Source organism: Streptomyces sp. NBC_01261, from assembly GCF_036226385.1.
Classification (GTDB): Bacteria; Actinomycetota; Actinomycetes; order Streptomycetales; family Streptomycetaceae; genus Streptomyces.
Window position 1 is genome coordinate 4,073,793 of sequence record NZ_CP108463.1, and the last position, 22,046, is coordinate 4,095,838.

At 65.7% G+C, this 22,046-nt stretch carries 28 protein-coding genes; 5 read left to right on the forward strand and 23 right to left on the reverse strand.

The features are described from left to right. Positions 1 to 42: 42 nt before the first annotated feature. From OG226_RS17465 to OG226_RS17515, 11 genes are all read right to left on the reverse strand, one after another. Entirely contained in the window at positions 43 to 438 is a 396-nt protein-coding gene (locus OG226_RS17465; RefSeq protein ID WP_329349393.1) for a hypothetical protein, read from the reverse strand. Positions 439 to 453: 15 nt separating this feature from the next. Further along, on the reverse strand, positions 454 to 1,248 hold the full coding sequence (locus tag OG226_RS17470; protein ID WP_329349394.1) for a deazapurine DNA modification protein DpdA family protein: 795 nt from the start codon (positions 1,246 to 1,248) through the stop codon (positions 454 to 456). Beyond that, positions 1,245 to 1,841, reverse strand: coding sequence for a hypothetical protein (locus OG226_RS17475; RefSeq protein ID WP_329349395.1), 597 nt, complete (start codon positions 1,839 to 1,841; stop codon positions 1,245 to 1,247). The genes OG226_RS17470 and OG226_RS17475 overlap by 4 nt, the downstream gene beginning before the upstream one ends. A 14-nt stretch (positions 1,842 to 1,855) precedes the next feature. Further along, on the reverse strand, positions 1,856 to 2,050 hold the full coding sequence (locus OG226_RS17480; protein ID WP_329349396.1) for a hypothetical protein: 195 nt from the start codon (positions 2,048 to 2,050) through the stop codon (positions 1,856 to 1,858). Further along, positions 2,047 to 2,322: a hypothetical protein gene (locus OG226_RS17485; RefSeq protein ID WP_329349397.1), complete on the reverse strand. Its 276-nt coding sequence runs from the start codon at positions 2,320 to 2,322 to the stop codon at positions 2,047 to 2,049. The genes OG226_RS17480 and OG226_RS17485 overlap by 4 nt, the downstream gene beginning before the upstream one ends. A 140-nt stretch (positions 2,323 to 2,462) precedes the next feature. After that, on the reverse strand, positions 2,463 to 4,688 hold the full coding sequence (locus OG226_RS17490) for a cell division protein FtsK (RefSeq protein ID WP_329349398.1): 2,226 nt from the start codon (positions 4,686 to 4,688) through the stop codon (positions 2,463 to 2,465). A gap of 92 nt (positions 4,689 to 4,780) precedes the next feature. Then, positions 4,781 to 5,152, reverse strand: a complete 372-nt coding sequence (locus OG226_RS17495) for an RRQRL motif-containing zinc-binding protein (RefSeq protein WP_329349399.1) — start codon at positions 5,150 to 5,152, stop codon at positions 4,781 to 4,783. Continuing rightward, positions 5,152 to 6,147 carry a DUF2637 domain-containing protein gene (locus OG226_RS17500; RefSeq protein WP_329349400.1) on the reverse strand — a complete coding sequence of 332 codons (996 nt, stop codon included), beginning with the start codon at positions 6,145 to 6,147 and terminating at the stop codon, positions 5,152 to 5,154. Before OG226_RS17500 ends, OG226_RS17495 begins: the two co-directional genes overlap by 1 nt. Continuing rightward, entirely contained in the window at positions 6,144 to 6,803 is a 660-nt protein-coding gene (locus OG226_RS17505) for a GGDEF domain-containing protein (RefSeq protein WP_329349401.1), read from the reverse strand. Before OG226_RS17505 ends, OG226_RS17500 begins: the two co-directional genes overlap by 4 nt. Next, positions 6,800 to 7,399 (reverse strand): hypothetical protein, encoded by a 600-nt coding sequence (locus OG226_RS17510; protein WP_329349402.1) that lies wholly within the window; start codon positions 7,397 to 7,399, stop codon positions 6,800 to 6,802. Before OG226_RS17510 ends, OG226_RS17505 begins: the two co-directional genes overlap by 4 nt. Then, on the reverse strand, positions 7,396 to 7,704 hold the full coding sequence (locus tag OG226_RS17515) for a hypothetical protein (RefSeq protein WP_443066893.1): 309 nt from the start codon (positions 7,702 to 7,704) through the stop codon (positions 7,396 to 7,398). The genes OG226_RS17510 and OG226_RS17515 overlap by 4 nt, the downstream gene beginning before the upstream one ends. 317 nt (positions 7,705 to 8,021) lie before the next feature. Here OG226_RS17515 and OG226_RS17520 point away from each other — a divergent pair, with 317 nt between their 5' ends. Together OG226_RS17520 and OG226_RS17525 are read left to right on the forward strand one after the other, a co-directional pair. Beyond that, on the forward strand, positions 8,022 to 8,789 hold the full coding sequence (locus tag OG226_RS17520) for a helix-turn-helix domain-containing protein (protein WP_329353422.1): 768 nt from the start codon (positions 8,022 to 8,024) through the stop codon (positions 8,787 to 8,789). Beyond that, positions 8,789 to 9,262 carry an NUDIX domain-containing protein gene (locus OG226_RS17525; protein ID WP_329349403.1) on the forward strand — a complete coding sequence of 158 codons (474 nt, stop codon included), beginning with the start codon at positions 8,789 to 8,791 and terminating at the stop codon, positions 9,260 to 9,262. Before OG226_RS17520 ends, OG226_RS17525 begins: the two co-directional genes overlap by 1 nt. Here OG226_RS17525 and OG226_RS17530 read toward each other — a convergent pair. The 4 genes from OG226_RS17530 to OG226_RS17545 all read right to left on the reverse strand — a co-directional run bounded on the left by OG226_RS17530 (position 9,250) and on the right by OG226_RS17545 (position 13,095). Next, positions 9,250 to 9,819, reverse strand: a complete 570-nt coding sequence (locus tag OG226_RS17530) for an HD domain-containing protein (RefSeq protein WP_329349404.1) — start codon at positions 9,817 to 9,819, stop codon at positions 9,250 to 9,252. The two genes, OG226_RS17525 and OG226_RS17530, sit on opposite strands and share 13 nt — an antisense overlap. Before the next feature lie 11 nt (positions 9,820 to 9,830). Continuing rightward, complete coding sequence (locus tag OG226_RS17535) at positions 9,831 to 10,277, reverse strand: GntR family transcriptional regulator (protein ID WP_329349405.1); 447 nt, start codon at positions 10,275 to 10,277, stop codon at positions 9,831 to 9,833. Positions 10,278 to 10,587: 310 nt separating this feature from the next. Continuing rightward, complete coding sequence (locus OG226_RS17540) at positions 10,588 to 12,312, reverse strand: GmrSD restriction endonuclease domain-containing protein (protein WP_329349406.1); 1,725 nt, start codon at positions 12,310 to 12,312, stop codon at positions 10,588 to 10,590. 6 nt (positions 12,313 to 12,318) lie between these two features. Further along, positions 12,319 to 13,095, reverse strand: a complete 777-nt coding sequence (locus tag OG226_RS17545; RefSeq protein ID WP_329349407.1) for a serine/threonine protein kinase — start codon at positions 13,093 to 13,095, stop codon at positions 12,319 to 12,321. A gap of 855 nt (positions 13,096 to 13,950) precedes the next feature. On the opposite strand from OG226_RS17545, the gene OG226_RS17550 reads away from it, so the two are divergent. Next, complete coding sequence (locus OG226_RS17550; protein WP_329349408.1) at positions 13,951 to 14,724, forward strand: hypothetical protein; 774 nt, start codon at positions 13,951 to 13,953, stop codon at positions 14,722 to 14,724. 85 nt (positions 14,725 to 14,809) lie between these two features. Here the strand turns inward: OG226_RS17550 and OG226_RS17555 are convergent, their stop codons facing one another. From OG226_RS17555 to OG226_RS17590, 8 genes are all read right to left on the reverse strand, one after another. Continuing rightward, positions 14,810 to 16,198, reverse strand: coding sequence for a tyrosine-type recombinase/integrase (locus tag OG226_RS17555; RefSeq protein ID WP_329349409.1), 1,389 nt, complete (start codon positions 16,196 to 16,198; stop codon positions 14,810 to 14,812). Continuing rightward, entirely contained in the window at positions 16,195 to 16,398 is a 204-nt protein-coding gene (locus OG226_RS17560) for a helix-turn-helix transcriptional regulator (protein WP_019060844.1), read from the reverse strand. Before OG226_RS17560 ends, OG226_RS17555 begins: the two co-directional genes overlap by 4 nt. Further along, entirely contained in the window at positions 16,388 to 17,749 is a 1,362-nt protein-coding gene (locus OG226_RS17565) for a replication initiator (RefSeq protein ID WP_329349410.1), read from the reverse strand. Before OG226_RS17565 ends, OG226_RS17560 begins: the two co-directional genes overlap by 11 nt. Next, positions 17,746 to 18,003: a hypothetical protein gene (locus tag OG226_RS17570; protein ID WP_329349411.1), complete on the reverse strand. Its 258-nt coding sequence runs from the start codon at positions 18,001 to 18,003 to the stop codon at positions 17,746 to 17,748. Before OG226_RS17570 ends, OG226_RS17565 begins: the two co-directional genes overlap by 4 nt. 104 nt (positions 18,004 to 18,107) lie before the next feature. Then, entirely contained in the window at positions 18,108 to 18,398 is a 291-nt protein-coding gene (locus OG226_RS17575; protein ID WP_329349412.1) for a hypothetical protein, read from the reverse strand. Positions 18,399 to 18,442: 44 nt separating this feature from the next. Further along, positions 18,443 to 18,637, reverse strand: a complete 195-nt coding sequence (locus OG226_RS17580; RefSeq protein WP_019060840.1) for a hypothetical protein — start codon at positions 18,635 to 18,637, stop codon at positions 18,443 to 18,445. Between the two features lie 12 nt (positions 18,638 to 18,649). Beyond that, positions 18,650 to 19,972 (reverse strand): FtsK/SpoIIIE domain-containing protein, encoded by a 1,323-nt coding sequence (locus OG226_RS17585; RefSeq protein ID WP_329349413.1) that lies wholly within the window; start codon positions 19,970 to 19,972, stop codon positions 18,650 to 18,652. Continuing rightward, positions 19,972 to 20,313: an SCO3933 family regulatory protein gene (locus OG226_RS17590; protein WP_329349414.1), complete on the reverse strand. Its 342-nt coding sequence runs from the start codon at positions 20,311 to 20,313 to the stop codon at positions 19,972 to 19,974. The genes OG226_RS17585 and OG226_RS17590 overlap by 1 nt, the downstream gene beginning before the upstream one ends. Positions 20,314 to 20,518: 205 nt before the next feature. On the opposite strand from OG226_RS17590, the gene OG226_RS17595 reads away from it, so the two are divergent. Next, a complete protein-coding gene (locus OG226_RS17595) occupies positions 20,519 to 21,259 on the forward strand; it encodes a GntR family transcriptional regulator (RefSeq protein ID WP_329349415.1) in 741 nt (246 codons plus the stop codon). 460 nt (positions 21,260 to 21,719) lie between these two features. Continuing rightward, entirely contained in the window at positions 21,720 to 22,046 is a 327-nt protein-coding gene (locus tag OG226_RS51565) for an effector-associated constant component EACC1 (protein WP_443066999.1), read from the forward strand.

Sequence of the window (22,046 nt, forward strand, 5' to 3'; positions counted from 1 at the left end):
CGGCGGGCGACCTTGCTGGGGAGTCCTGCCGCCGCGGCGTTGCTACAGGTCGTCGTCTGTGTCGTCGATCGGGCCGGAGTAGCCGAGCGGGCTGGACGCGTTGTGGGCGCGTTCCAGGGCTGCCGCCATCGCGGTGGCGTGCTGCTCCGCTTCGCGCAAGGCCTCGGATACGGCCATGGCGTGTTCGGTGGGGGTGCCGTGATCGGCGGTGAGATGTCCGGCCGTGTGGAGATCGGCCAGGGCCGTGCCGATCTGGTCGAAGGCCTGCGGCAGCCGGTAGGCGAGCGTGGCGAAGGCACCGACGGCCCGGTACACGGTGCCGGGGTAGGCAATGCCCGGGTGCCCGCCGGAGGCCCACCGGGTGGCGTGGTTGAAGGCGCGGACCGCCTCAGCGGCCTTGCGCGGGTGCTGGACCGGATCGGTCCTGCGGGTGCTCATGGGAGATCCCTTTCGTCAGGCTACGTTGAGCAGGGGTTGTTGCCAGGCGGGAAGGGCAGCTAGCACGCGAGTGCGCCAACGGAGCGCGTAGGGAAGGCAGTTGGCGCAGTTCTTGTGCGGGTGGCCGGGCATCGGGGGCCGTCTTCGGGCGTGGTAGCTCCATGCGGCGGAATCCGCCGACGCGAGCAGGTTGCCGACGCGTTCCAGGCCAAGGGTCTTGAAGCCGAAGCCGTGCAGCTTGAAGCCGTGCGCGGCCATAGCGGTGACGATGGCCGCGCCCTCGCGGGTGGACTGCAAGCGGCAGACCGAGCCGAGCCCCACCGTGGGCTCTCGTCCCAGGTCGGCTCCGGCCCGCTCGTACAGCTCTGCGCAGCGCTCGTAGTCCGCGATCGTGCGGCCCTGAAGCACGGGGGCGATGCGCAATTCGGGTGCGAGGGAACGCAGTTCCAGGAAGTTGGCGACGGTGCGGCGCTGGTGTTCTGCCACGCTGAGCTGGGTACCAACGAAGACGTTCGGGCCGGCCGTGCCGCCGTGGATGATGAGGTCCTCACACATCCAGTCCTGCGGTGCAGCCCAGTCGTAGGGGCCGACGTGCTCCCAGATGCGGCGCAGGTCCTCGATGTACTGGCGCGGGGTGCGCGTCCAGGTGCCGTGGCGCTGGAGCTCCGAGAAGCCGCCGGAGTCCACCGCGTACGGACCTTGCGCCTCATCCAGCTTGACCGCGTTGACGAAGTGCTCGGACTTCAAGAACAGCGGTACATCGGTCAGGCGGACCCAATGCCGCTTGTGGGTGGTCAGATAGAACCTCACCGCTCACCCCGCGGGAGTTGGGGCAGGCCGGCGGCTTCCAGGGCGGTGGGGTCGAAGCCGGGCAGTGCGGCGCGGGTGACGAGTGCCTGAGCGAGTTGTTCGGCGTAGGCGGCGCCGGTGCGGGCCACTTCGATCTGTGTGGTGCCGCGGATGGTCTCGATACGTTCGACGTGGGCGCGTTCCTCGCGCCGGTCGCTGACGTGCCGCTCATGGGTCAGGCGGTCGCGGCGGTCGGTACGCCAGTAGCGTGCGGCGAGCGCGTAGGCGCCGACCGTCGCCACCGACCACAGCAACAACGGCAGGGGCAGACCGTCGGCATACCCGGCGACCCCGGCGAACGCGAGCGCTCCGGAAGCGGCGAACGCGGTCCCCGCGATCGTGCTGTCACCGGCATAGCCGACGCTCGCGCAGGCTCCCGCCGCGGCGGCTCCGACGGACAGCGCGGTCATCAACACGGCGTTGCCCACGGAGTGTTCGGCGCCGTTCGCATTCCAGATCCGGGCCAGCGCAAGCACGGTCGTGGTGGCGAGCGCGGGCGCGGCCTTGGGCGCCACGATGACGAGCCAGTGGCGGGCGATGATGGGTTCGTTCATGGCAGTTCTCCCGTTCAGTTGCCGAGCTGGGACAGGAAGCGGGCGAAGGACGCCACCAGGTCATGAATCGGGCCGTAGGCGCCGGTCCCCGCGGTGAAGAAGCCGAAGAGGAACAGCAGCACCGCGGCACCCGCGCCGGCCGACTTGGTCTTGACCGCGAACCCGGAGGCGATGCCGAACAGCAGCACCGCAGAGAAAGTCAGCGTCATCGGGAGCCTTCCGGGCGCGGGGTGTCGGTGCCGGCGCGGTAGATGCGGGCCCAGCGGTTGTAGAGCCAGCGGCCGATGCGTATGCGCTTGCCGGTGGCGTTGCAGCGGCGGCAGTCCTTGCCGCGCTTCTGGCGTCCCTTGCGGTCGGTCTTCATCTGGAAGCCCCAGCCGTTGCACTTGCGGCAGTTGCCGAACGGCGAGGCAGCACACACGGCGACGTAACACAGGGTTACAGCGAAGAGCATGGCGATAGCGAGCAGGGTGGGGGTCATCAGAGCCCTCCCAGGCGGTTTTCAGGGGTTTCCGCAGGTGGGCCGCTATCCGCTAGCGGCCTGATCAGATCGGGTTTGGGGCGCTAGCGGGGCCGCTAACGTTAGCGGGGTGTGCCGCTAGCGCTAGCGGCCCCGGAGCGTCAGCCCGCGTCCCGGTTTCCGTCACGCTCCGCAATCGCCGTAACGATGTGGGAGCGGTCGATACCGCGCCGGTTGACCACCTTGCCGTTGACCCGGCGGCCCACTTGGATCGTGGCGATGCCGTGGGGCTTGAGCGCGGCGGCGAGTCCTTCGGGGTCCCAGCCGTTGTAGACGTCCTCCCGCAGGTCGGCGAGGCGGGCGACGACGGTCTCGGACCACACCTTCGGTTCGTCGGCAGGGACGACGGCGAGGATGTCGCGCAGCAGGTCGTACGCGCTCGCCACCGCCTCCGGCTCTTCCCCGAGCGCATGCCCGGTCAGCAGTCCGGCCTTCTCACGCGCGGTGCGGGCACGGGCGGCGATGCTGTCCGCGCCGGGTCCGTCGACGTAGACCGAGCCGACGATCCGGGCGTCGGAGCCTTCACCGATGAAGTAGTGAATGCCCTTGTCACCCCAGCTGAACATGGTCGCCCGCACGCCGCGCTTGTACGCGGACGTGCCCAACACCATGTCGTTCTCCAGCTGACCCATGACCTTCAAGCACCACCGCGCCGACGCATTCGCGCTGATCCCGGTGGGCAGTGCCTTCGCGTCGGGGCGCTGCGTGGCCAGCAACAGCACGATGCCGGTGGCCGGTCCGCGCTTGACCAGGTCGGTGGCGATCTCCTCGAACTCGTCCTTGTGCTTGGGGTGTTCGAACAGCACCTGGCACTCGTCCACCCCGATCACGATGGGGTGCAGGCCAAGGGAGCGCTTGTCGGCGAGTTCGCTGGTCACCTTCGACTCGGGGCAGATGTCCCGCGGCAGTGAGCGGATCACCTTGGTGCGCCGGCGCAGTTCCTCGCGCAGTGCCCGGAAGTCGTTGAGGCAGTAGAGGATCGACTCGTCGTCGTCGCCCGCGGCGTGGCGGTGGGAGACTGCGTTGCCGACCGGGTCCAGGTCGCCGGTGCCCTTCATGTCGTAGGTGTGCAGCTCTGCCCGCGGGTCCAGCGCGGCGATCAGGAGCAGGAGGCGGAGCAGGAAGGTTTTGCCCATGCGCGGGATGGCGCCGATGATGCCCGCGATGTACATCAAGGTGACGTCGACCCAGCGTCCCCGCTGGTCAGTGCCGTAGGCGACCGGCTTGAACAGGTTCACCGAACCACTGGTCAGCAGCGGCCACTTGGGCTTCTTCGACGTCGACATGTCCTGATCGCCGACCCACAGCACCAGGTGCCCGGTGTGCTCGTTCGGTACTGCCTCCGGCCACACGCACCCGAGTGGGCGGCGCAGGCCGGACGCGAGACGGTCGCGGCGCTCGATGACGTCGGTCACGGTGACGCCGTAGGGGAGGTTGCCCTCGGCACGCCAGCCGGGGCCGTCGCGGGTGATGGGGGCGGTGAACTCGAAGCCGTCGCGGCCTTTGCCCTGGGCCTGGTTGATGGCGGGGATGCCGAGCGAGCCGAGCGCCCGCAGCACGATGTCCGAGGTGAGCTTGACGGCCTTGGGCAGTTCCACAGCCCTGTGGATAACCGGGTCATCCGCACGGCGTCCGGCGAAGCCGAGCGCCATCACGACCGCGCTCACCGAGACGGCCTGAAGCCAGTCGGGCGCGAGGACGTACATGGCGAGCGCGGATGCGAGCCCGATGAACATCGCGAGCACGGTGACCAGGGTGCGCAGGCGGACGCGTCCGTCGCGCTGCCGCGACAGCTTCAGGTACTCGGCTGCGTCCTCGCGGCGGACCGCGGCGAGGCGGACCGGCTCGCCCTCTCGGTCGGCCATCCACCGCAGCGTGCCGCCCACGAACTTCGCGGCCCCAGACGGAGCTTGGAGCGTGAGCCGCATGGCGTACACCGGGGAGCGCAGCGCGTGATAGCCGACCGAGTGCGCGTAGTGACGGGCTACCCACGCGGACGCGGTCTTAAGTTCCGTGACGGACTGAAGCCACGGCGGAACGACCGGGCGGCGCTGCGCGGCGAGCAGCCGACCCAGGTAGCCCGGACCCGTCGCCTTGACGGTCGGAACGTCGACCATCACGCGGGTCGTCGGGTCGCCCGACTCGGCACCCGACCGACCGGCCTCCGGGTCGGTGTCGGGTCGGGTGGTCGGGTCGGCCGATTCGGTGCGGGCCGACCGTGCCTTGTCGAGGTCGACCACCTCTCCCCTGGAGTCGGGGGCGGGGTCGGTGTTCAGCTCTGCTTCGAGTCGGTTGAAGAGTTCGTTCTCGTCGTCGGGGTGATTCACTGACAGTCCTTCCAAGGGGAGGAAAGGCGGGGTCGGTCCGTCGCTGTAGGAGGTGGGCGGACGGACCCCGCCGGCTGGTGGTGCAGGGGTGTTCAGGCGGCGCGCTGTTCCTCGGGGTAGGCGCAGGGCACGCACATGCCGAGCGAGGTCGGGATGACGTATCCCGCGTCCGTACGGCAGTTGGGGCAGGTGCGGCGCGCTTGCATCGCCTTGGCGAGCGCGGCGCGTTTGCCGGGCGTCATCGGCCGGACGGGCTTGGCGCGGTCGACGCGGTAGAGGTAGGCGACCAGCGGGCCGCGGCGGTAGCGCGGGCGCAGCACCTGAGCCACAACTGGCTGACCGCCTGGACGTAAGCCACGGGCGCGCAGTTGGCGGCGCGTGGCGAGTCCGTCGGGGGCGTAGCGCCACGGGTAGGTGGGCACTCCGTACGTCGCACCGGTCGGGTCGAAGCACTTGCCGAACATCAGGCGGCCTCAGCCGTCGTGTTGTCGCTCTCCGAGCTGTCCACAGAGTGCAGCGGGCGACCGTCGGCGCGTTCGGCCTTCAACGCGTCACGGAGCGTGCGGGCGTTGGCCTGCGAGACGTGCACCGCGGTACGGATGCGGTCCGCGGTCAACTCCCTGTCCGGCCACTGCGCGGTGAGCGTGCGTGCCTCACTCAGCAGCTCCTCGAAGGTGCGCTGTGCCTTGGCCTTGCCTCTGGCGGGGGTCTGCCGGCCCGGCCGGGGCTTGGCGTCCGCCGGGGGCGCCGGTGGCGCTGCCGGGGCGGGGGTGGGCTCTTCGGTGGCGGGGGCGAGGTCGCCCATACGCAGCATCACGCGCTCGCGCCGCGGGGTCTTCCTGCGCCAGTTCCAGCCGAACCGCTCATGCAGGTCCGCACGGGCCAACAGCCGATCACGCTCGCAGCCCAGCGCCACGGTGTAGGAGGTGACCTCCCACAGCGTCATGCGCCGCCACAGCGCGAACGTCGACACCGGCGCCAACAACCAACGGGAGAACCGGATCTTCTCCATACGCCTGCCGGTGGCAGCGCCGATCCGCACGGCGTAGACGTGCGCGCCGATCTCGGAGAACACCACCCACAGCAGCGGCATCGTGCCGTGCGCGACCTTCGCCGACAGGGAATGACCGGCCGCGATGTTCAGCCCACACGTGATCAGCGTGAGCACCCAGGGCACGAACCGCACCCAGGCGAGCGCCATGTCCATCCGGATAAGGAGGAGGTTGGCGACGGTGAACACCGGGATGGACACGTCGATGCCGACCGGCAGCATCCACGGAGCGGAGAATCCCCAACTCGCCGCGGCAGCGGACACCGCGTCGAAGGAGGAGATCAGACCGAGCGCGCCGACACCGGCCGCGGCGAGTGCACCGATACCGGCGAGGCCCATTTCCGGGCGGGTCAGCGGCGGCACCCCGGACGGTTGGGCTTCGAGGGCGGGAGACGTTGTGGTGGTCATGCCGCCGCCTCCGTCCCGCCGTGCGTACCGGCGCGGCCGGCGCGGCGACCGCGGACCGTCCCGCACTCCTTCTCCAGGCTGAGCGCGTTCGACCAGGGCGCCTCACAGCGCTTCGCCCGGTACATCTGCTCATCCGCGAGCCTCAGCAACTCGGACAACTCCACCTGCTCGCTGCGCGGATGGGCGCGGACGGCGCCGATGGACGCACTGACCTCCAAGACGTGGCCGGCCGTCTCCACCGGCTGTTCCAGAGCCTCGGAGAGCAGGTGCAGGGTCTCGTTCAGGTGGTCGTCGCTGTAGGCCCACGCGATGGCGGCGAACTCATCCCCACCGAGTCGCCCTACCACTGCGGAGCAGTAGTCGGCCCACGCCGCGAGCCGTTCGCCGGTGGCGCGGATGACCGCGTCCCCCGCGGCATGCCCGTGGGTGTCGTTGATCTCCTTGAACCTGTTGAGGTCGACCAGGTAGACCGCGACTGGCCTAAACCGAGCGAGTACGCGGTGTTCAGCGCGTTCGGTGAACGCATCCCGCGTCCACAGACCGGTCAACGGGTCCCGGCGCGCAGCCTCGACACGGCGACGCAGGCGCAGCGCGTGCAGCGACCAGCCGGCCGCCATCGGCACACCTGACACAGCAGCAGTCAGCAGCTCACTCATACCGCACCGCCCTGGAACGGCAGGTTGACCAAACCAGTCAGCGCGGCGATCTCGTCGCCGCGCAGCACGGTCCGCTCATCCATGGCGTGCGCCACGGTGCGGATCTCGCGCCACAAGTGACCGACCTTGCGCCGCGCCATGCCCTGCACCATCCCCCAGGACTTGCCACCCTCCGGAACGCGGGTGCGACCGAGGCGGTAGCCGAACTGGCGCAGGACGTCGATGGCCAGCTCACGGTCATGGGCGGCGGCGCACGCGGCAGCGCGCTCCGGGGTCCACAGGCCGTAGGCCATCAGGTAGGTGACGTGGGCGAGTTCGCCGGCCGCGCACTGTGCGGCGTAGTGCCACGGCGGGGTGTCCTGCGTCTGGTGAGCGGTGTTGCCGGTCACGGCCCACTGGCCAGGCTCCGGCTCCCACGCGATGACCTCGGACGTGATGACGTGCATGCCGTACGCCATGGACAACACGGCGTGCCCAGCCTCGTGAAAGGCCATGCCCAACCGGGCCTGCCCGTAGGTCAACGGCATGTTCAGGAACGCACGGGGCTTGCCGGTGTGGTCAGCCGGTGCCTCGGGGGCGGGAGTCGTCGTCCTCATGCCGCCGCTCCCTTCCGGGATACCCGGCGCCGGACGGCCGGCCGGGTCAGCGGGACGACGTTGAACAGCTCCGGGGCGTACGCCTCGATCACCTCGACGGCGATACGGGCCACGGTGTCCGGGAGACCGGGGTTGTCGGCGAGGATGTCGCGCGCCGCGTCCTCACGGGCCGCACGCTCTTCATCACTCTCGCCCTCGACCCCGAGCCACAGCTCAACCGGGGTGCCGAGCGCGAGTTCAACAAACTCGCTAGCGGTCAGAGCCTCATGGCCTGCCACGAAGGTGCGCAGCCTCGAACTACTCACGGATGTCTCCTGTAGGTCGGTGGAAGGGAGATGCCGGGCGGCGGGCGACCTTGCTGGGGAGTCCCGCCGCCCGGCACATGTGCGTCGAAACACACGCCCCCCTAATGGAGAACATGTATTACGTGTTCCTCATCTTGCAGAGAGAGGTTCGCCCCGTCAAGCCCTTCGGCTGTTTGAGGTCTGCGGGCCTCTCCCGCTCGATGTACCTACAGACTGGCGTCGGCAACGACGACGATCGACTTCGCAGATGTCCGGCTCAGGTCGTTCTTAGCTACCGTGAAGTCGAACCAAGTCGTCCCAAGAAGTCGGAGGTTGACATGGCAAACGAGCGACTGCGCGGCGCGATAGTGGACTTGGGCCTGACACTCGATGAGGTCGCCGAACGACTCGGGGTCGCAGCCAAGACAGTCGAACGATGGATCAACGAACCTGAGCGCAAGCCCTATCGCCGCTTCCAGTTCGCAACAGCATCGCTGTTGAGGTGCGAGGTGTCGTACCTGTGGCCCGACGAGCGCACGTCAGCTGAGGTCGCGGCTGCCGGCAACGCGGAGTTGGTCAGGCTCTATCCGCACCGGTCCGTTGTGATGCAGACCCTCTGGACGAACCTCTACTCCAAGGCGACACGTCAGTTTGACCTGTTGGTGTACTCCGGGTTCTGGCTCACGGAGGACGCGTCGTTCCACCGCATCGTGAAGGAGAAGTCAGCCGACGGCGTGCCCATCCGCTTCATCCTGGGAGAGCCCACGTCGCCGGCCGTGGCAGTGCGCGGCGAGGACGAAGGGATCGGCGCGGCGATGGCGGGCAAGATCCGGAACGCCCTCATCAACTACGGCCCTCTCTTCGGCCTCCCCGGAGTGGAGTTCCGGCTGCACGGTACGACCCTCTACAACTCCATCTACCGGTCCGATGACGAGATGCTGGCTAACGGGCACCTCTACGGCGTCGGCGCCTACATGGCTCCCGTGCTTCATCTGCGACGTGTGCCCGGCGGTGAACTCTTCGACGCCTACGCTGAGAGTGTTGAGAAGGTCTGGGAATCGGCCCGCCCGATCTCATCACCTGCCGATTGGGAAGGCACCGCCTGATGAGCCGCATCGACTACTTCCGCGATCCGAACGCCCCGCTGGCCAACTCGGTGGTGCCCTCGGTCACCGCGGTCGTCCTAGACGACGTGGGGCGGTTGCTGCTCATCCACAAGACAGACAATGATCTATGGGCACTGCCCGGCGGCGGCCACGACATCGGCGAGCACATCGGCGACACCGTCGTCCGTGAAGTCTCGGAAGAGACAGGCATCGACGTTGAGGTAGACAGCATCGTGGGGCTCTACACCGACCCTGAACACGTGCTGGCCTACGACGACGGAGAGGTCCGGCAACAGTTCTCCATCTGCTTCCGAGCCCACCCCATCGGCGGCTCGCTCCGCACGAGCAGCGAGTCGAAAGAGGTCCGCTGGGTTGACCCAACGGACCTTGACCGACTGGACATTCACCCGTCGATGATGCTGCGCATCCGGCATGGTCTCGACGAATCACGGCGAGAGCCCTACATCGGCTGACCCTCTGATGAGACCTCCGCCAACCGGCCCTCAACACGCTTCGCGGCTGTGTGGATCTCAGGGGCCGCGCGCTGAATGAACCGCCCGACGATCGTATCCGGACCGTACCGGTGCACGATCTCATCCAACCGCTCGGCCGAGGTGGTCGGCGTCCCGTCAGGCGTCGTCGTCATGTCGCAGTACAACAGGGCGTCGACCAGGTCCGGACGCTCTAGCTCGAACTCCCCCTCCAGCTCCAGCCTGAGTCCCCGTTCCTCCGCTTCCAGCAAGGCGCAGGAGTGGTGCGCAACGAGACGAACGACCCGCTCGTCTGCCCGCTCCTGGTCCCGGAGGAAACGCGCACCATCCAGGGGATGAAAGCCGGTCCTGGCGATGGCCGGCGAGTACCCGATGTCATGCAACACCGCGGCAGCTTCCAGCAACTCGGCATCGTCACCCAAGATCGGGCCCAAGGAGCGAGCGCGCTTGGCGACCCCCAGCGAGTGCGCCCACCGGCGCGGAAGCGGATCGGACAGCAGCGATTCGGAGAGCGAGTACGCCCACTCAGTCAGTCCCATGGCGGCCAAGACTACGGCTGGACGTTGGAGGTTGGGAGAGCGCGCACGGTTCGCCCCTTGCCGTGAACCGTGGCGAGCAGTCCGTATCCCTCCATCTGCGCAAGGACCCGGCGCACGGCGGTGCGGGAGGCTCCGAACCGCTCACACAGCTTCGCCTCGGACGGATACTTGCCGCCCACTGACAGCGAGTCCTCCGTGATCACATCAGTCATCCGTTCCGCGAGAGATCGACGATCGCCACCCCGAACCACACGCCACCCAATGCCGGGCACAGACTCAACAACACCGTCGCCTTCTAGAACCTTGAGAGCACGACGGATCGTGTTGCGGGAGACGCCGTGCATGTCCATGAGCTCAGCTTCAGACGGCAGGTGGCCACTACCGTCCCCTGCTTCGATCTCGCTTCTCAGCGCCTCCGCGATGACCAAGTAGGTTCCGCGCGGACTGGCCTCCGGCACTTCGGCTCCTCTCACTCCGCCCATTGCTCGCTGTCAAGAGTGCCACTAGGCCCCACAGCGCATCGACGAACAGCAGTGTTCCATGTGTCCGGCTGTCCGGTTAGGGCTCTCAGCTGCGCAAATGGCCCGGACAGCTGAAAGGGCGGGTGTCCGGGCTGTCCGGTCACAGACGGCTGGAACACGGGCGCGCGGGTGTTCCAGCCGTCGGGGGAGCCGCCCCCTTCGGGTGCACGAAGACGGGGACGATTTCCAATCTGCTGTTCAGCGATCGACGCACCGGTAGGCGAAGAATGCCTACTCACTCAGGCGATCATTCAGCCTCGTAAACGATGGACTGACCCGTTGCGTCTTCGATCAGATCAACAAGGAGGCTAAGACGTTCCCGTAGGAATGTCTCATATTCTCGCTTCATCAATCCGCCACCTTCGCCCGCCTCGATCAGGTGCGACTCAAGAACCTCCGATAGCTTCTTCTGCGAATCTGGGTCTTCCTTCGCATATTCCGCAATATGGCGATCTCGAATAGCACGCTTCGACTCCTTATTAACCAAAACTCGATTCATAATGAGATCAGGGTCGCGCAACTCCCCCTCTCTAAAAGTGGACTCTTGAATGAATTTTGTCGGGAAGGCTCGAACGTGGTCAAGGGTCGCCGAGATACTGGAAATAGCCTGCGCTGACTCGAAATCCTTCGCTCCAGCATGAATCAGCAAGGTCATGACTCCACGGAATAGAGCTTTCCTGTTTGCCCGAGCCAGCAAGAGATCTGCGTCCACTAGGTTGAAGTTCTCGACAGCCTCAGGAACACGCTCAGGGTTTTCCGCAAACAACCAGTCACGAAGCGCGCGATAGTCAGCACCCGCCTGACTGTTCGCACCTTGATCATAGTTCTCAGAGAATACCGAGCACCAATAGAAGTGCCCCAACTTCTCCAAGGCATCGGCCTTCGCTTTTGAGCGCAGATCGGAAATCTCCGCAAAAACAGCAGCCATGGGAACAAGAATCATGCCGTACGGAATCCAGGCGCTAGATACTGCGCCGCATTGGCTCTTCAGGTAGTCGAGAGTGTCGGACATACCTGCAACGGCTGACTCCCAGTGCCTATTCACTTCGTGGGCAGTCAACTTATTAAGGACGTCCGCACGCTGTGCCGATCCGCGCGCCCGCAGAGAGACGGCCTGGAGCAAGCTGTAGGCGTCTACACCGTACTCGCTAATCAAGGGATAGCGACTTAGCGCAGCATCCCACAGATCGCGCATACGAACGTTCAACGGATAAAACTTGGCAGTTAGGAGGTCGAAAGGAGTGAGCTCCTTGCCGCTTCTATTCAAAGTCTCGAAGATATTACAAACAGCAACGAGCGGCGTGCTGGCAGGTAGGTCCACAACAGGAAAAGAGTAAGACTCCAGCGGTTGAAGATAGCTATCACGGAATTGATTCAGAAGCTCTTCAAGGTCATCCGCTGCCTGATTGTCCGCCTCCACGCTCCGAGCCAGCTTCTTGAACCACGGACGAAGACGATCGTACTCAGACACAGGGAATGTGGCATTTTCAATCTGCCACTCGGTGTCATTTGGATTGAATCGCGACCGTGCACGAGAGTCGTGCGCAAAGATTGCATCATCCAGTTCTACTTCATCCAACGACCGAAGAATTCCAGCCTCACGATCAATGAAGGGCCAAACTCGGATGAAGAATTTGTGACCGCCACTACCAGTCAATGCCTGATACATCGAGGTGAGTCGCTGCTGCCCGTCAAGAACCAAACGGTTCGGCCGTCGATCTGTGCCACTCACCCCATCGAAGTACCTATACCCGAAGCTGACATCATCGTTCTGCGTCCAAGTGAGCAGAGTGCCGGCAGGATAGCGAGAGATAATCGACTTGAGGAGTTCAACCGTGCGCTTGGGTTCCCATACGAAATCTCGCTGAAAATTCGGAAGCGCTAGTGTGCCCTTTTTGATGGCCATCACGAGAGACCCTGTTGATTCAGGCAGAGCCTTGAATACAGGATCCTCCTTGAACATTGACGACATGACGCCCTACTCCTTCCTGTAATCCTCAAATGCCGAGATCAGCGACTCTCGGAGATCTGACATGTTCTGGAATCGATCATTGGGATCCTCTGCAACACATCGAAGTACAGTCGCCTTGAACTCCGGAGGAATTTCATTGAGACGGTTCCCTCCGGGCGGCGGCATATTCCAGACAAGACAATGAATGAGGATCTTACCGATTGCCCAGACGTCAGCCGTCTCGTTCACGATATGGGCGTCATCATACTGCTCCGGCGCAGCATAAATTGTGGTACCAACAAGTTTTTCAGCATCAGTGATTCTCAAGCTCTCGGAATTCACATTACGACAATAGCCGAAATCCGAGACAACCCAATCACCTTCCAGAAAGAGTACGTTATTTGGCTTAAGATCTCGATGGATCACACCTTCCCCATGGGCGTACTCCATTCCATCAATTACTTCATGGATGACACCCAAACTCCAACCAACGTCTCTTCTTTCTGAATCAAGGATATCCTGAAGGGAGCCTTCGGCAAGGGGCATGGCGTACCAAGGCTTCTGCCCTCGGCCCGAAAATCCCAGAACGGGCATAATATTGGCGTGCTCCAAGCGGCCCTGCTCTCTGACCTCACGTAGAAATCGAATTCTGTCTTTTTCAAATTTAGCTGGATCCGATTTCCTACTGTCTTCGGGTGTCAGATATTTGAGAGCAACTTCTTGGCCCGTGTCCACGTCGATCCCGCGATGAATCGTTGCCTGACCCCCAACAGCGATCCGAGCGCGCTTTCTATATCCCGGCATCCCGTCCCTGCCCCTGCCCTGTAGGTCGCAGAAGTCTAGCCCTACACGCCCCGACGCTGGCGCAACATCACAACTGGGCCGGCGTGCTGGCACTCCCGCGTGAGGTGTCCGGACTGTCCGGCTGTCCGGTTGAGTCCCCCACCTGCACAAACAGCCCGGACAGCTAAAAGTGCCGGTGTCCGGGCTGTCCGGTTACAGACGGGCTGCAACACCCCCGGGTGTTGCAGCCCGTCGGCGAAGCCGACCGCTCTATGGGCGCAGGAGCCGGAGGCGACTTCCTACTTCGCACTATCTGCGATACAGGAGGGCACCACACGCCTCCGCGGATCAAGGAACCTGCTGGTCAAAGCCGATTCGTAAGCCGAACTCTGATTGTGCTCCGGAGCCGTGTGCGCAGGTTCGAATCCTGCCGGGGGCACCTTGATTTAGGTGCCTAAAGACCCCGCCATCAGCGCTTTAGCTGAAGACGGGGTCTTCGCGTGTGTGCAGGCGGATGCCGCCGAAAGCAGCCGTTTGCCAGTGATCACGTAATGACGACGTAATGATCTTGGCGGCCTTTCCGGCAGGTCAACGTCCGTTTGCCGTCTCCTTGTCCCGTCTCTGCGCAGGCAGCCAAGTCTCTCCGTCTGACCGCGCTCAAGTGAAGATCCCGGGCATGTGGCTACGCGGCCCGTCTTCAGCCTTCACGCTGGCCACATGTGAGGTCCCGCGGTACGAGCCCTGGGTACGGACGGCCAGCACCACGCCCATTCGACGCAACCACCGCTGTCCGCATGCGTCTTGGGCTCGGCCGCTCAGGACTCCGCCAAGGCCCTGCTGTCCCATACGGCCAGCACGTTGGATCAAGGAGGAGAGATGCTGGCGAACCTACTGCCTGGCCTTCGTGACGTCCGGGCACCACTGTCGGCGGGGTGCATCTGGCTCTTGACGCTCTGGCTGATCGTGGAGGATCGGGTCCCGACGCGGGAGCAAGCGCAAGGGGTGTGGGCGTCGTTGTACCGCCTCGGCGGCTTGATGGGCCCTGCCGCATTGCTGGCGTCCGCAGCCTTCGCCGCATACCTGATCGGCGCCATGTTGATGGTCCGCGTCGCCACGGTGAACGTGCAGGAAGCACGGAAGACGGCGCGACTGAGGAACATTCAGATGGCTCTCACGCCTCGCGTGTCGAAGCTCGCGTTCGATGACCTGGTCAGCTTCCTGCAAGCGCAAGGGCGAGTACCTGTACCGAATCCGAATGAGATCAGGGACCCTCGTCGTGAGCAGGGCGAGCGTGGTCTGGTCAACCTTGTCGCACGTGACGTGCTCGGCGAGACCAGGCAACTTCGTATCAAACTCCTGATCGCCAACTACGACTTGTTCAACGAGTACGACCGAGCCGTGGGCGAAGCAGAGTTCCGCAAGAACGTCGCCTACTCCCTCATAGGGCTCGCAGCCACGCTCAGCTGGCTCTATTCCCCTTGGTGGGCTCTCCTGCTGGTCGTGCCTTTCCGGCTCTACATCGCCGGGGTGGGGAGCGAGCGGATAGCCAACGACGTCATCATCCAGGCTGTAGTGGCGGGACTCCTAGAGCCCGCCACCTTGACCGGAGCCGCGGGACTGCCGGCAGTTCCCGCGGAGCGAGGCCCGTAGCGACGCGAGAGTCCGACACACCTCTGACACGACGAAGCCCCGGATCTCTCCGGGGCTCGTGTGAGGGGCGTGTGGGCTGTGTCAGTCAGTCTTCGGTGCCGCCCTCCTCCCCCAGGCCCCTCAGGATCCGGTCGTTCATCTCTTGCTCCTGGCCGTCGATGCACTTGGCGTAGATCTTCAGCAGGACGTCGACCGAGTGACCGGCACGGGCCGCCACTTCCGGGGCGGGCACACCGGAGTTGAGCCACTGGGAGACGCCCGCGTGACGGAGGTCGTACGGCCGGAAGGCCAGGACCGACGACACCTGATGCGGTACGAGCGCCAGTTCCCGAGCATGTTTCCACGCTCGCGAGTACGACGAGGCCGCGATCACGTTGCCCCGCTCGCTGGAGAACAACCGGCCGTCCTTCGCCGTGCCGAACTCCTTCAGGTGCTCGTGGAGCAGTCGCACCAGCGGAGGCGGAATCGGCACGATGCGCACTTCGCCGCTGGCCCGTTGCTTCAGGCCGCGCCGATCGTGCGCTTCCCCTGAGTCCGTCCACGCCTTCCCTGCCGTGGGACGGGTCTCCGCCAGCTCGATCCGCCCCCAGCCGGACGCCGGGAGTGCGCAGTCGGAACGGCGGATTCCTAACGCCTCGCCTGGCCGCATGGCCGCGTAGTACAGGCACCCGAAGAACGCCTTCAGCCGTCGGCCGCTCGCGCGCTCATAGCCACCAACGTAGGTGAGAGCGGTCAGCAGTTCGCGAGCCTGCCGAGGATTGACCACCACCCGACGGTCAACCTCCTGCACCGCACGCTTGCCTCGCTTACGCCGCACTCGGCTCAGCGGGTTGGACTGCAAGTGCTCCAACTCCACTGCGTATTCAAGTGAGTTGAAGACCACCGCCCTGCGCCGACGGTACGTCTGTGTCGCCGCAGGTTTGCCGTCCATCCTCCGGCCCAACCCGTCGATCAGCTCATGCACTCGCGCGATCTCCTGCAACTCACCCACGGGGAGCGAGGCCTTCTCGATCCACCGCACGGCCGCCGCGATTTCGTCCGGCCGCTCTCGTTCCCTGCGGGAAACCGGCAGGACGTACGAGCGCAGCGCCCTCCGCAGCATCTCGGGAGCGGGCCGCCCCCTCCCCGGCTTGACGAGGAGGGGAACAGCCGTCGCCAGGGCATCGGTCATGCTGTCCCGTTGCTTCGCTGACGCCTCCGCCCAGCGCGCTGCCACGTACTTCACCGCCAGGTCGAGGAACGACAGCGCCCCTTTCCCGCCGCGGAGCGAGTCAGGCAGACCAGTCACTGTGTCGAATGGTTCGCCTTTGTCGGCGGCTCGAAGCAGCTTGGCCCGGAAGCGATCCGCGAGCGCCTTCGTCTTGTGCGACTCGTGGAACGGCTCGCCGTCCACGGCCCAGCGGACGAGGTAAGTCGGCTTCTTCGCGGAGCGGTTGATACTCAACTTCCAGATGACGACCTTGTACGACTTCACGACGCGGCCCCCTCCGCACGCTCCGCCAACCAGTCGTTGAGTACGTCGCGGCGAACCCTCAACTCCCCGTTGGGTAAACGGATACAGGCTGGCGCGAGGCGCAGTTCGCGCCAGCGGTAGAAGGTGCGCCGGGAGATCCCGCCCAGTTCTTCGAGCACCTGCCGCACGGTGAGCAGTTCGGCCGTCTTCTCACGCGCCATGAAGACCACCGCCCTCCCGCACGGAGGCCGCCAGGAGTGCCGCCTCCGGCGAGTAGCCGCGTCCTGCATAGCGCCACTGGCCGACGGTGACGGTTGTCCGCCCGCCGATGCCGAGGGCGGTCCGCTGCTCCTCCGCACGGTGTTCTGCACGCGCCTCACGGAGTGCGGTCAGAGTCGTCGAGTAACGCCGTGACTTGGTGGAGAAGTGGCCGCCGTAGCCGAGCATGTGGGCCCAACGCCGCAACCCCAGAGACTCGAAAGGAGGTAGTCCACCGAGCCACCAGCACGTACTGATCATGCGGAGGACGTGAGCCCGTACCGGCAGCATGACCAGTTCCCGCGCCTGGTGGATCCGCCCGTCGACCGCGCCGGCGGACTCGGCACCCTTAGTGGCGTACTTCGCGATGTAGCCCGCAACAGCCGCGGAGGTCAGCCGCTCCCCCGCTCCGAACGCCGCGATGGGCCGCACGTCGACCTGTTCGCCGAACCGCAGCACGCGAGTGCCGACGACATCCACGCCAGGAGCGATGAGCCGCACGCGACCGACGACCGCCTGTATCGCGTCCATCAGCAGAGCCGTTGTGGCCCAACCGGGCGGTGCCGAGGCCGGTCCGTCCGGCCCGTCGAGGCGGATCACGGCATGGAAGTGGACCAGGCCCCGCCGCTGGTACTCGGCCACCTTCGCGTACGACAGCCGGGCCATGTCCGCGAGTTCGGTACGGGACAGCCCAGCGCGCCGGGCGATCTCGCGACGCAGTTCCAGTGCGAACCGGTGCCACAACTGACCGGCGTACGCCTGCCAGAGGACAGCCCCGGCATAGTCGTAGCAGCGCGGGCACAGAGGCTCACCGAGACGGGGCTCACCCTCTGCGTGTCGCTCATGGCACCCGATGGGCAAGCCATGCGGGCAGCACTCCCCCACCTTCCGGGGACGGCATGCCCGTACATGCCCTGCACGCTCACGACGCGTATGAACCGGCCCGAAGCCGGGAGCGGTGAAGGTGGCGAACACCCGAGGGTGCCCGCTCACCGACTCCGTGACGTTCTTGCCGCCGACCAGTCCAGCCCGGATCAGTTGGTAGGTGTCGGCTCGGTAGAGGCGCGAGCAGGACGGGCAGACCGACGCACGCCGGTTGCCGCATGCGGTCAGAAGCCGACCGCCGTAGACGTCCGAGGCGTACGAGAACACGGCCTCGCCTGTGGTCGTGTCGACGACGGTTGCCCCGCCGACCAGGTGGATCGGGTTGGTGCAGCCGGCAAGGCTGAAGATGTTGCGCCGCCAGGCTGCGAACTCCGGCTCTGCTGCCCTGGTGAGCAGAGCAGCAACGTTCTTCGGCATGGACGCGGTCATTGCCGACCACCGCCTCCGAACGCCTGCCCCATCACGGCGGCGATTGCTTCCGTACGAGTCTTGGCGCTGAACCGGAGTGTCGGGTCCGTGAGCCAGAGTGCAGCGGCGTGTGCCGGGCACAGATGCCGCTCGAAGCCGTCGAGCCCGACGAGGACGATCTGTTCCCGTCCGTCGCAGATCGACACTTCGGAGTCGACGACCCTCAATTCGCACTCGGGCAGAGGGGATTTGCGCGATCGATGCGCGGTGGACAAAGTGTGAGTACTCCTTTCACTGCTCATGTGGCGGATGGAGTGGGTTCCTGACGGGGTCGGGTTTGGCGACTTCGCGCCCCGTCGGGAGCCCGTCATACGGGCGATCACTGCTGTTCCTTGGGCGGGATCGCGACGACGCTGTACGCGATCGGTCCGAAGGCGCGACGTGCGTCGTAGTAGCCCTCGCCGAGGTCCTCCACCGGAACGCCGAGCGGAGCGGCGACGTGTTCCGTGCCCTCCCTGCGAGCGGTGGAGTCGGCCGCGTCGACGAAGACGCCGAACGATGCGTTGCGCGGTACGAGGACACTGGGGTTCGCGGTGAGGAAGTCCGCCAGCTTGCGCAGGCCGGCGATGAACGCAGCCCTGTCACCGGAGCGGATTTCGTACGTGGACATGGCTCGCCCACCTCTCTATTGTTCGGAGATCGGGTGAGGTCGCTTCAGAAGCGGAGTTGGCCGAGGAAGCCGCTGACCGCGACGAGGACCGCCTGAACCACCGGCGCGGCCACGGTCTTTGCCACCAGGAAGCCGAAGGTCCCGCAGAGCAACGTGTCCGCCCAGCGCAGGTAGCGGATGCGCAGCAGGAACCAGATGAACAGGCCGAGCAGCAGTACGGCCGACATGGACACCAGCACGGCAGTCCCCTCTCACTTGGCCGCGGTGAGCAGTTCAGGCAGGACCGGGGCGAGGTGTGCGTACTCGGCGGCAATGGCTTCCGCGTCCGCCTCGGTGACCAGGTGCGAACGGGCCCGTTCCCAGCCGTCGCCGGAGGCCAAGACAGCCGTACCGGCCTGTTCCGGGGTGATGGCTTGTGCGGCCTTGAGCGCGTCGGGGTTGAGGTCTCCGAGCGCCATTTCCGCCGTACCGGGATCGGCCACTCGGTGGCACACCCGTCCGCCGAGTTGGGCACGCAGTGCCGTGACGCCCGGCCCCAGGTCGGAGCCCACCCGTTGGCCGGCCACGACGAGGAACACCCCGAGCGCAGCGCCGAGTTGGGCAAGTCGGATCAACGCCGTACCGGCCGCGTGCGCTTCGTCCTTCTCGTTGCGACTCGCGACGAGAAACAGTTCCGCGATCTCGTCGACGATCACGACGACGGGTACCGGGCGTTCCTCGTCCGACAGACCCCAGATGTTGCGCACGCGAGCCGCCCGACAGACGGTCATACGGTCGAGGGTCAGGTCGACGAGCGCCGCCAGGAGCCGAACCGCTTGTTCGCGGTTGGTCGCCAGGGCGGACAACCGGGTCTCGTAGAGCGATAGTTCCATGCCGCCCTTGCAGTCGATGCCGACCAGGGCGACCGGTTGCGGAGCCAAGCCCGCTACGAGTGCGTTGATCAACGTCGACTTGCCGGACCGGGTGGCACCGACGATCAGCCAGTGCGGCACACGACGCAGGTCGATGACCCAACCGGCACCGGTCTCCAGCACGCCCACAGCGACCCGGAGCAGTTGAGCGGGCCCGCGCTGTTTCGGCAGCCGCGGAGATGCCAGTGGATCGGCAACCGAGGCGGCGATCCGTACGACTCCCGGCCTCCAGGAGGTGACCCGCACCCCATGGACCTGCCAGTCCTCCGCCATGGCGGGCCCCGCCTTGACGAAGTCCTCGGGCACCTGGCCCGGCAACAGCCGTACCAGCATCCAGAATCCGCCGCCGGTCGGACGTATGAGCCCGTGCCGGGGGACGCGCGGCTGAGGTGGAGGCGCCCCGTTGCCGACGAGCCCGGACACCACAGTCAGCGCCGGCCGACGGCTCACGGCGAGTCCGCACCCGGCCATCAACGGCCGCCAGGTGCGTACCACTTGGACGACCATGACCGGGAAGCCGAGTAACAGCCACCAGGCCACGGGGTAGCGGCGGCGCAGGGCCGGGCCTGCGAGGAGCAGGCCCGACACCAGCACTGCGGCCACCACCAGAACCCAACTCGGCCAGACCGTCCCTGCCGAGGAGGTGGAGGAGGCCAGAGTCATCACTGCCCGGCCCCCTTCCCCGCCGGAGCGCTCAGGGGCCGGATCTCCGCCGCACGGAATGCGACCCCATGCCGCCCGTCGTTCTCCCACGGCGTAGCGACCAAGTCCCGTACGGCCACGGGCATACCGAGCTGTACACCGGCCGGCTCACCGGCGACGCTCACGTTCACCACGTCCGCCGATGACCCGGCCATCAGGCAAAGACCGACCTGGAACACGGTCTTGCCGGTGTCACGGTCAACACGAAGCTGACCGGTCTCACGATTCGCAACCCGCGGAGCCGGGGGTACGGCACAGATGATCCCCGTGAACTTCGCGGTGTCGATCGGAAGGCTTGCCACTGATCTGAACTCCTCATCTCTGGCACCCGAAGGCCGATCCTTCGGGTTGCTAGACCACCCGTACTACGGGTGACTGGAGTCCAGAGTGCGACCCGTAGTACGGGTTGTCAACCGTCTTGTGATGGGGGATGGTGTCCAAGAAGTCGGACAGCTTGCCCAACTTCCTTGGGCAGCCGAGAGACGAACCGGCCACGGAGGGCCTTGCATGCCAGCGAAGAACACGCAGCCGAAGTACCGGCAGATCGCCGACTACCTGCGCGAAGGCATCCTGAACGGCACCTTCCCCGCCGGCCAACCGCTCCCCTCCGAGGAGGCGTTGGCAAAACAGTTCGGCGTGACGCGTCCCACAGTCCGTCAGGGCCTCACGGAGCTACGGGCATCCGGCCTGGTCGAGGCGATCATGGGCCGAGGCACATTCGCCCGCTCACCCCAGAGCCGCCCAAGCCTCACGCGCCCGCGCGGCGTCCGCCTGGCCCCCGACGGCCGGTACATGGAGGCCGACGGCATCCAGTGGACGAACGCCGAGCCACCGGTAGCCACTCGCACGGACGCTCCCTTGGCATTGGCGGATCTCCTCCGCATCCCGCCAGGCGAGCCGATGTTCACGTACGACGCCTTGCAGACCGCCGACCACGGCCGCCTCCGCCAACTCCACCGCACGTACGTGCCGTTCTCCATCCTGGTCGACACGAAGTACGAGGAGGAGGCTCCGCCGCCAGCGCCAGAGCTCTACGTCGCGCTCGCCGCGTTGGGGCACGAACTCCACTTCAGGGAGTTCGTCCGCACCCGCATGCCCCTACCGGACCAGGCTCAGGTCCTCCGCCTGCCCGAAGGTGTCCCGCTCCTACACGTCATCCGCGTGACGCTCGCCGAGGTAGACAAGCCGCTCGCCCTGGAGGAGTTCCACCTTCCCGGCGACGATCTGGAACTGTCGTTCAGGCTGTAGCTGAACCTCAGTTGGCTCAGACTTTCTCCACGTCATCAAGGCGGCTCGCTCCGCTCCCCGCGCTCGGCCCGGCCCCCGGCCGGGCCTGCGCTCCTGCCTCCGTCCCGCTCCAGCCCGCCCGGCGTCCGTGCCGCGCTCATGGCCATCAGTCGCCTGCTGCAGAGAAGCGGTACACCTCAGCTGGGCGGTCGACTCCACAACGGCAGACACTGCGGCCGGAGCAGCGAAGATCATGGCTACAACGTCTCGCTTGAACAGCCAGGTCGCCAGCCTGTCCGCCGCACCAAGGACCCAACGGGATCGCCGCCGCAGAAGCAGCGCCCGCGCAACCTCGTCCTCAAGTGACCACGCTTGCCCTCCTCCATCTCGGAACGCCGTGAGCAAGTACGGGACTTGACCTAAGATTTGGCGCTACTACGTCAGTTCAGAGTTGGGGGCCGAAGTCATGATGCGGATCAGTATGGTTGGCCAGGGCGCTGACGAAGAGTTGCGCTCACTCCGCTCCTGGCTCCTCGAATCCCCAGAGGTTCGCCGTCATGCGAAGATTTCCTGGGAAAATCCAGCGCTTCCAGCCGGAACCATGGGAACCGATGCACTCTCTGTGCTTCAACTAGCCACAGATAATGTTTGGCAAATCGCCACGTTTTCAATCAGTTATGCCGCATGGCGGAAGACGCGCACTCGCTCACCCCGAGTAACTCTAGAATACAACGGGAATTCAGTCATAATTGAAGGATGCGACCCAGAAATGGTCGAGCGCATCATTCGCTCCCTGAGTGAGGAGTAA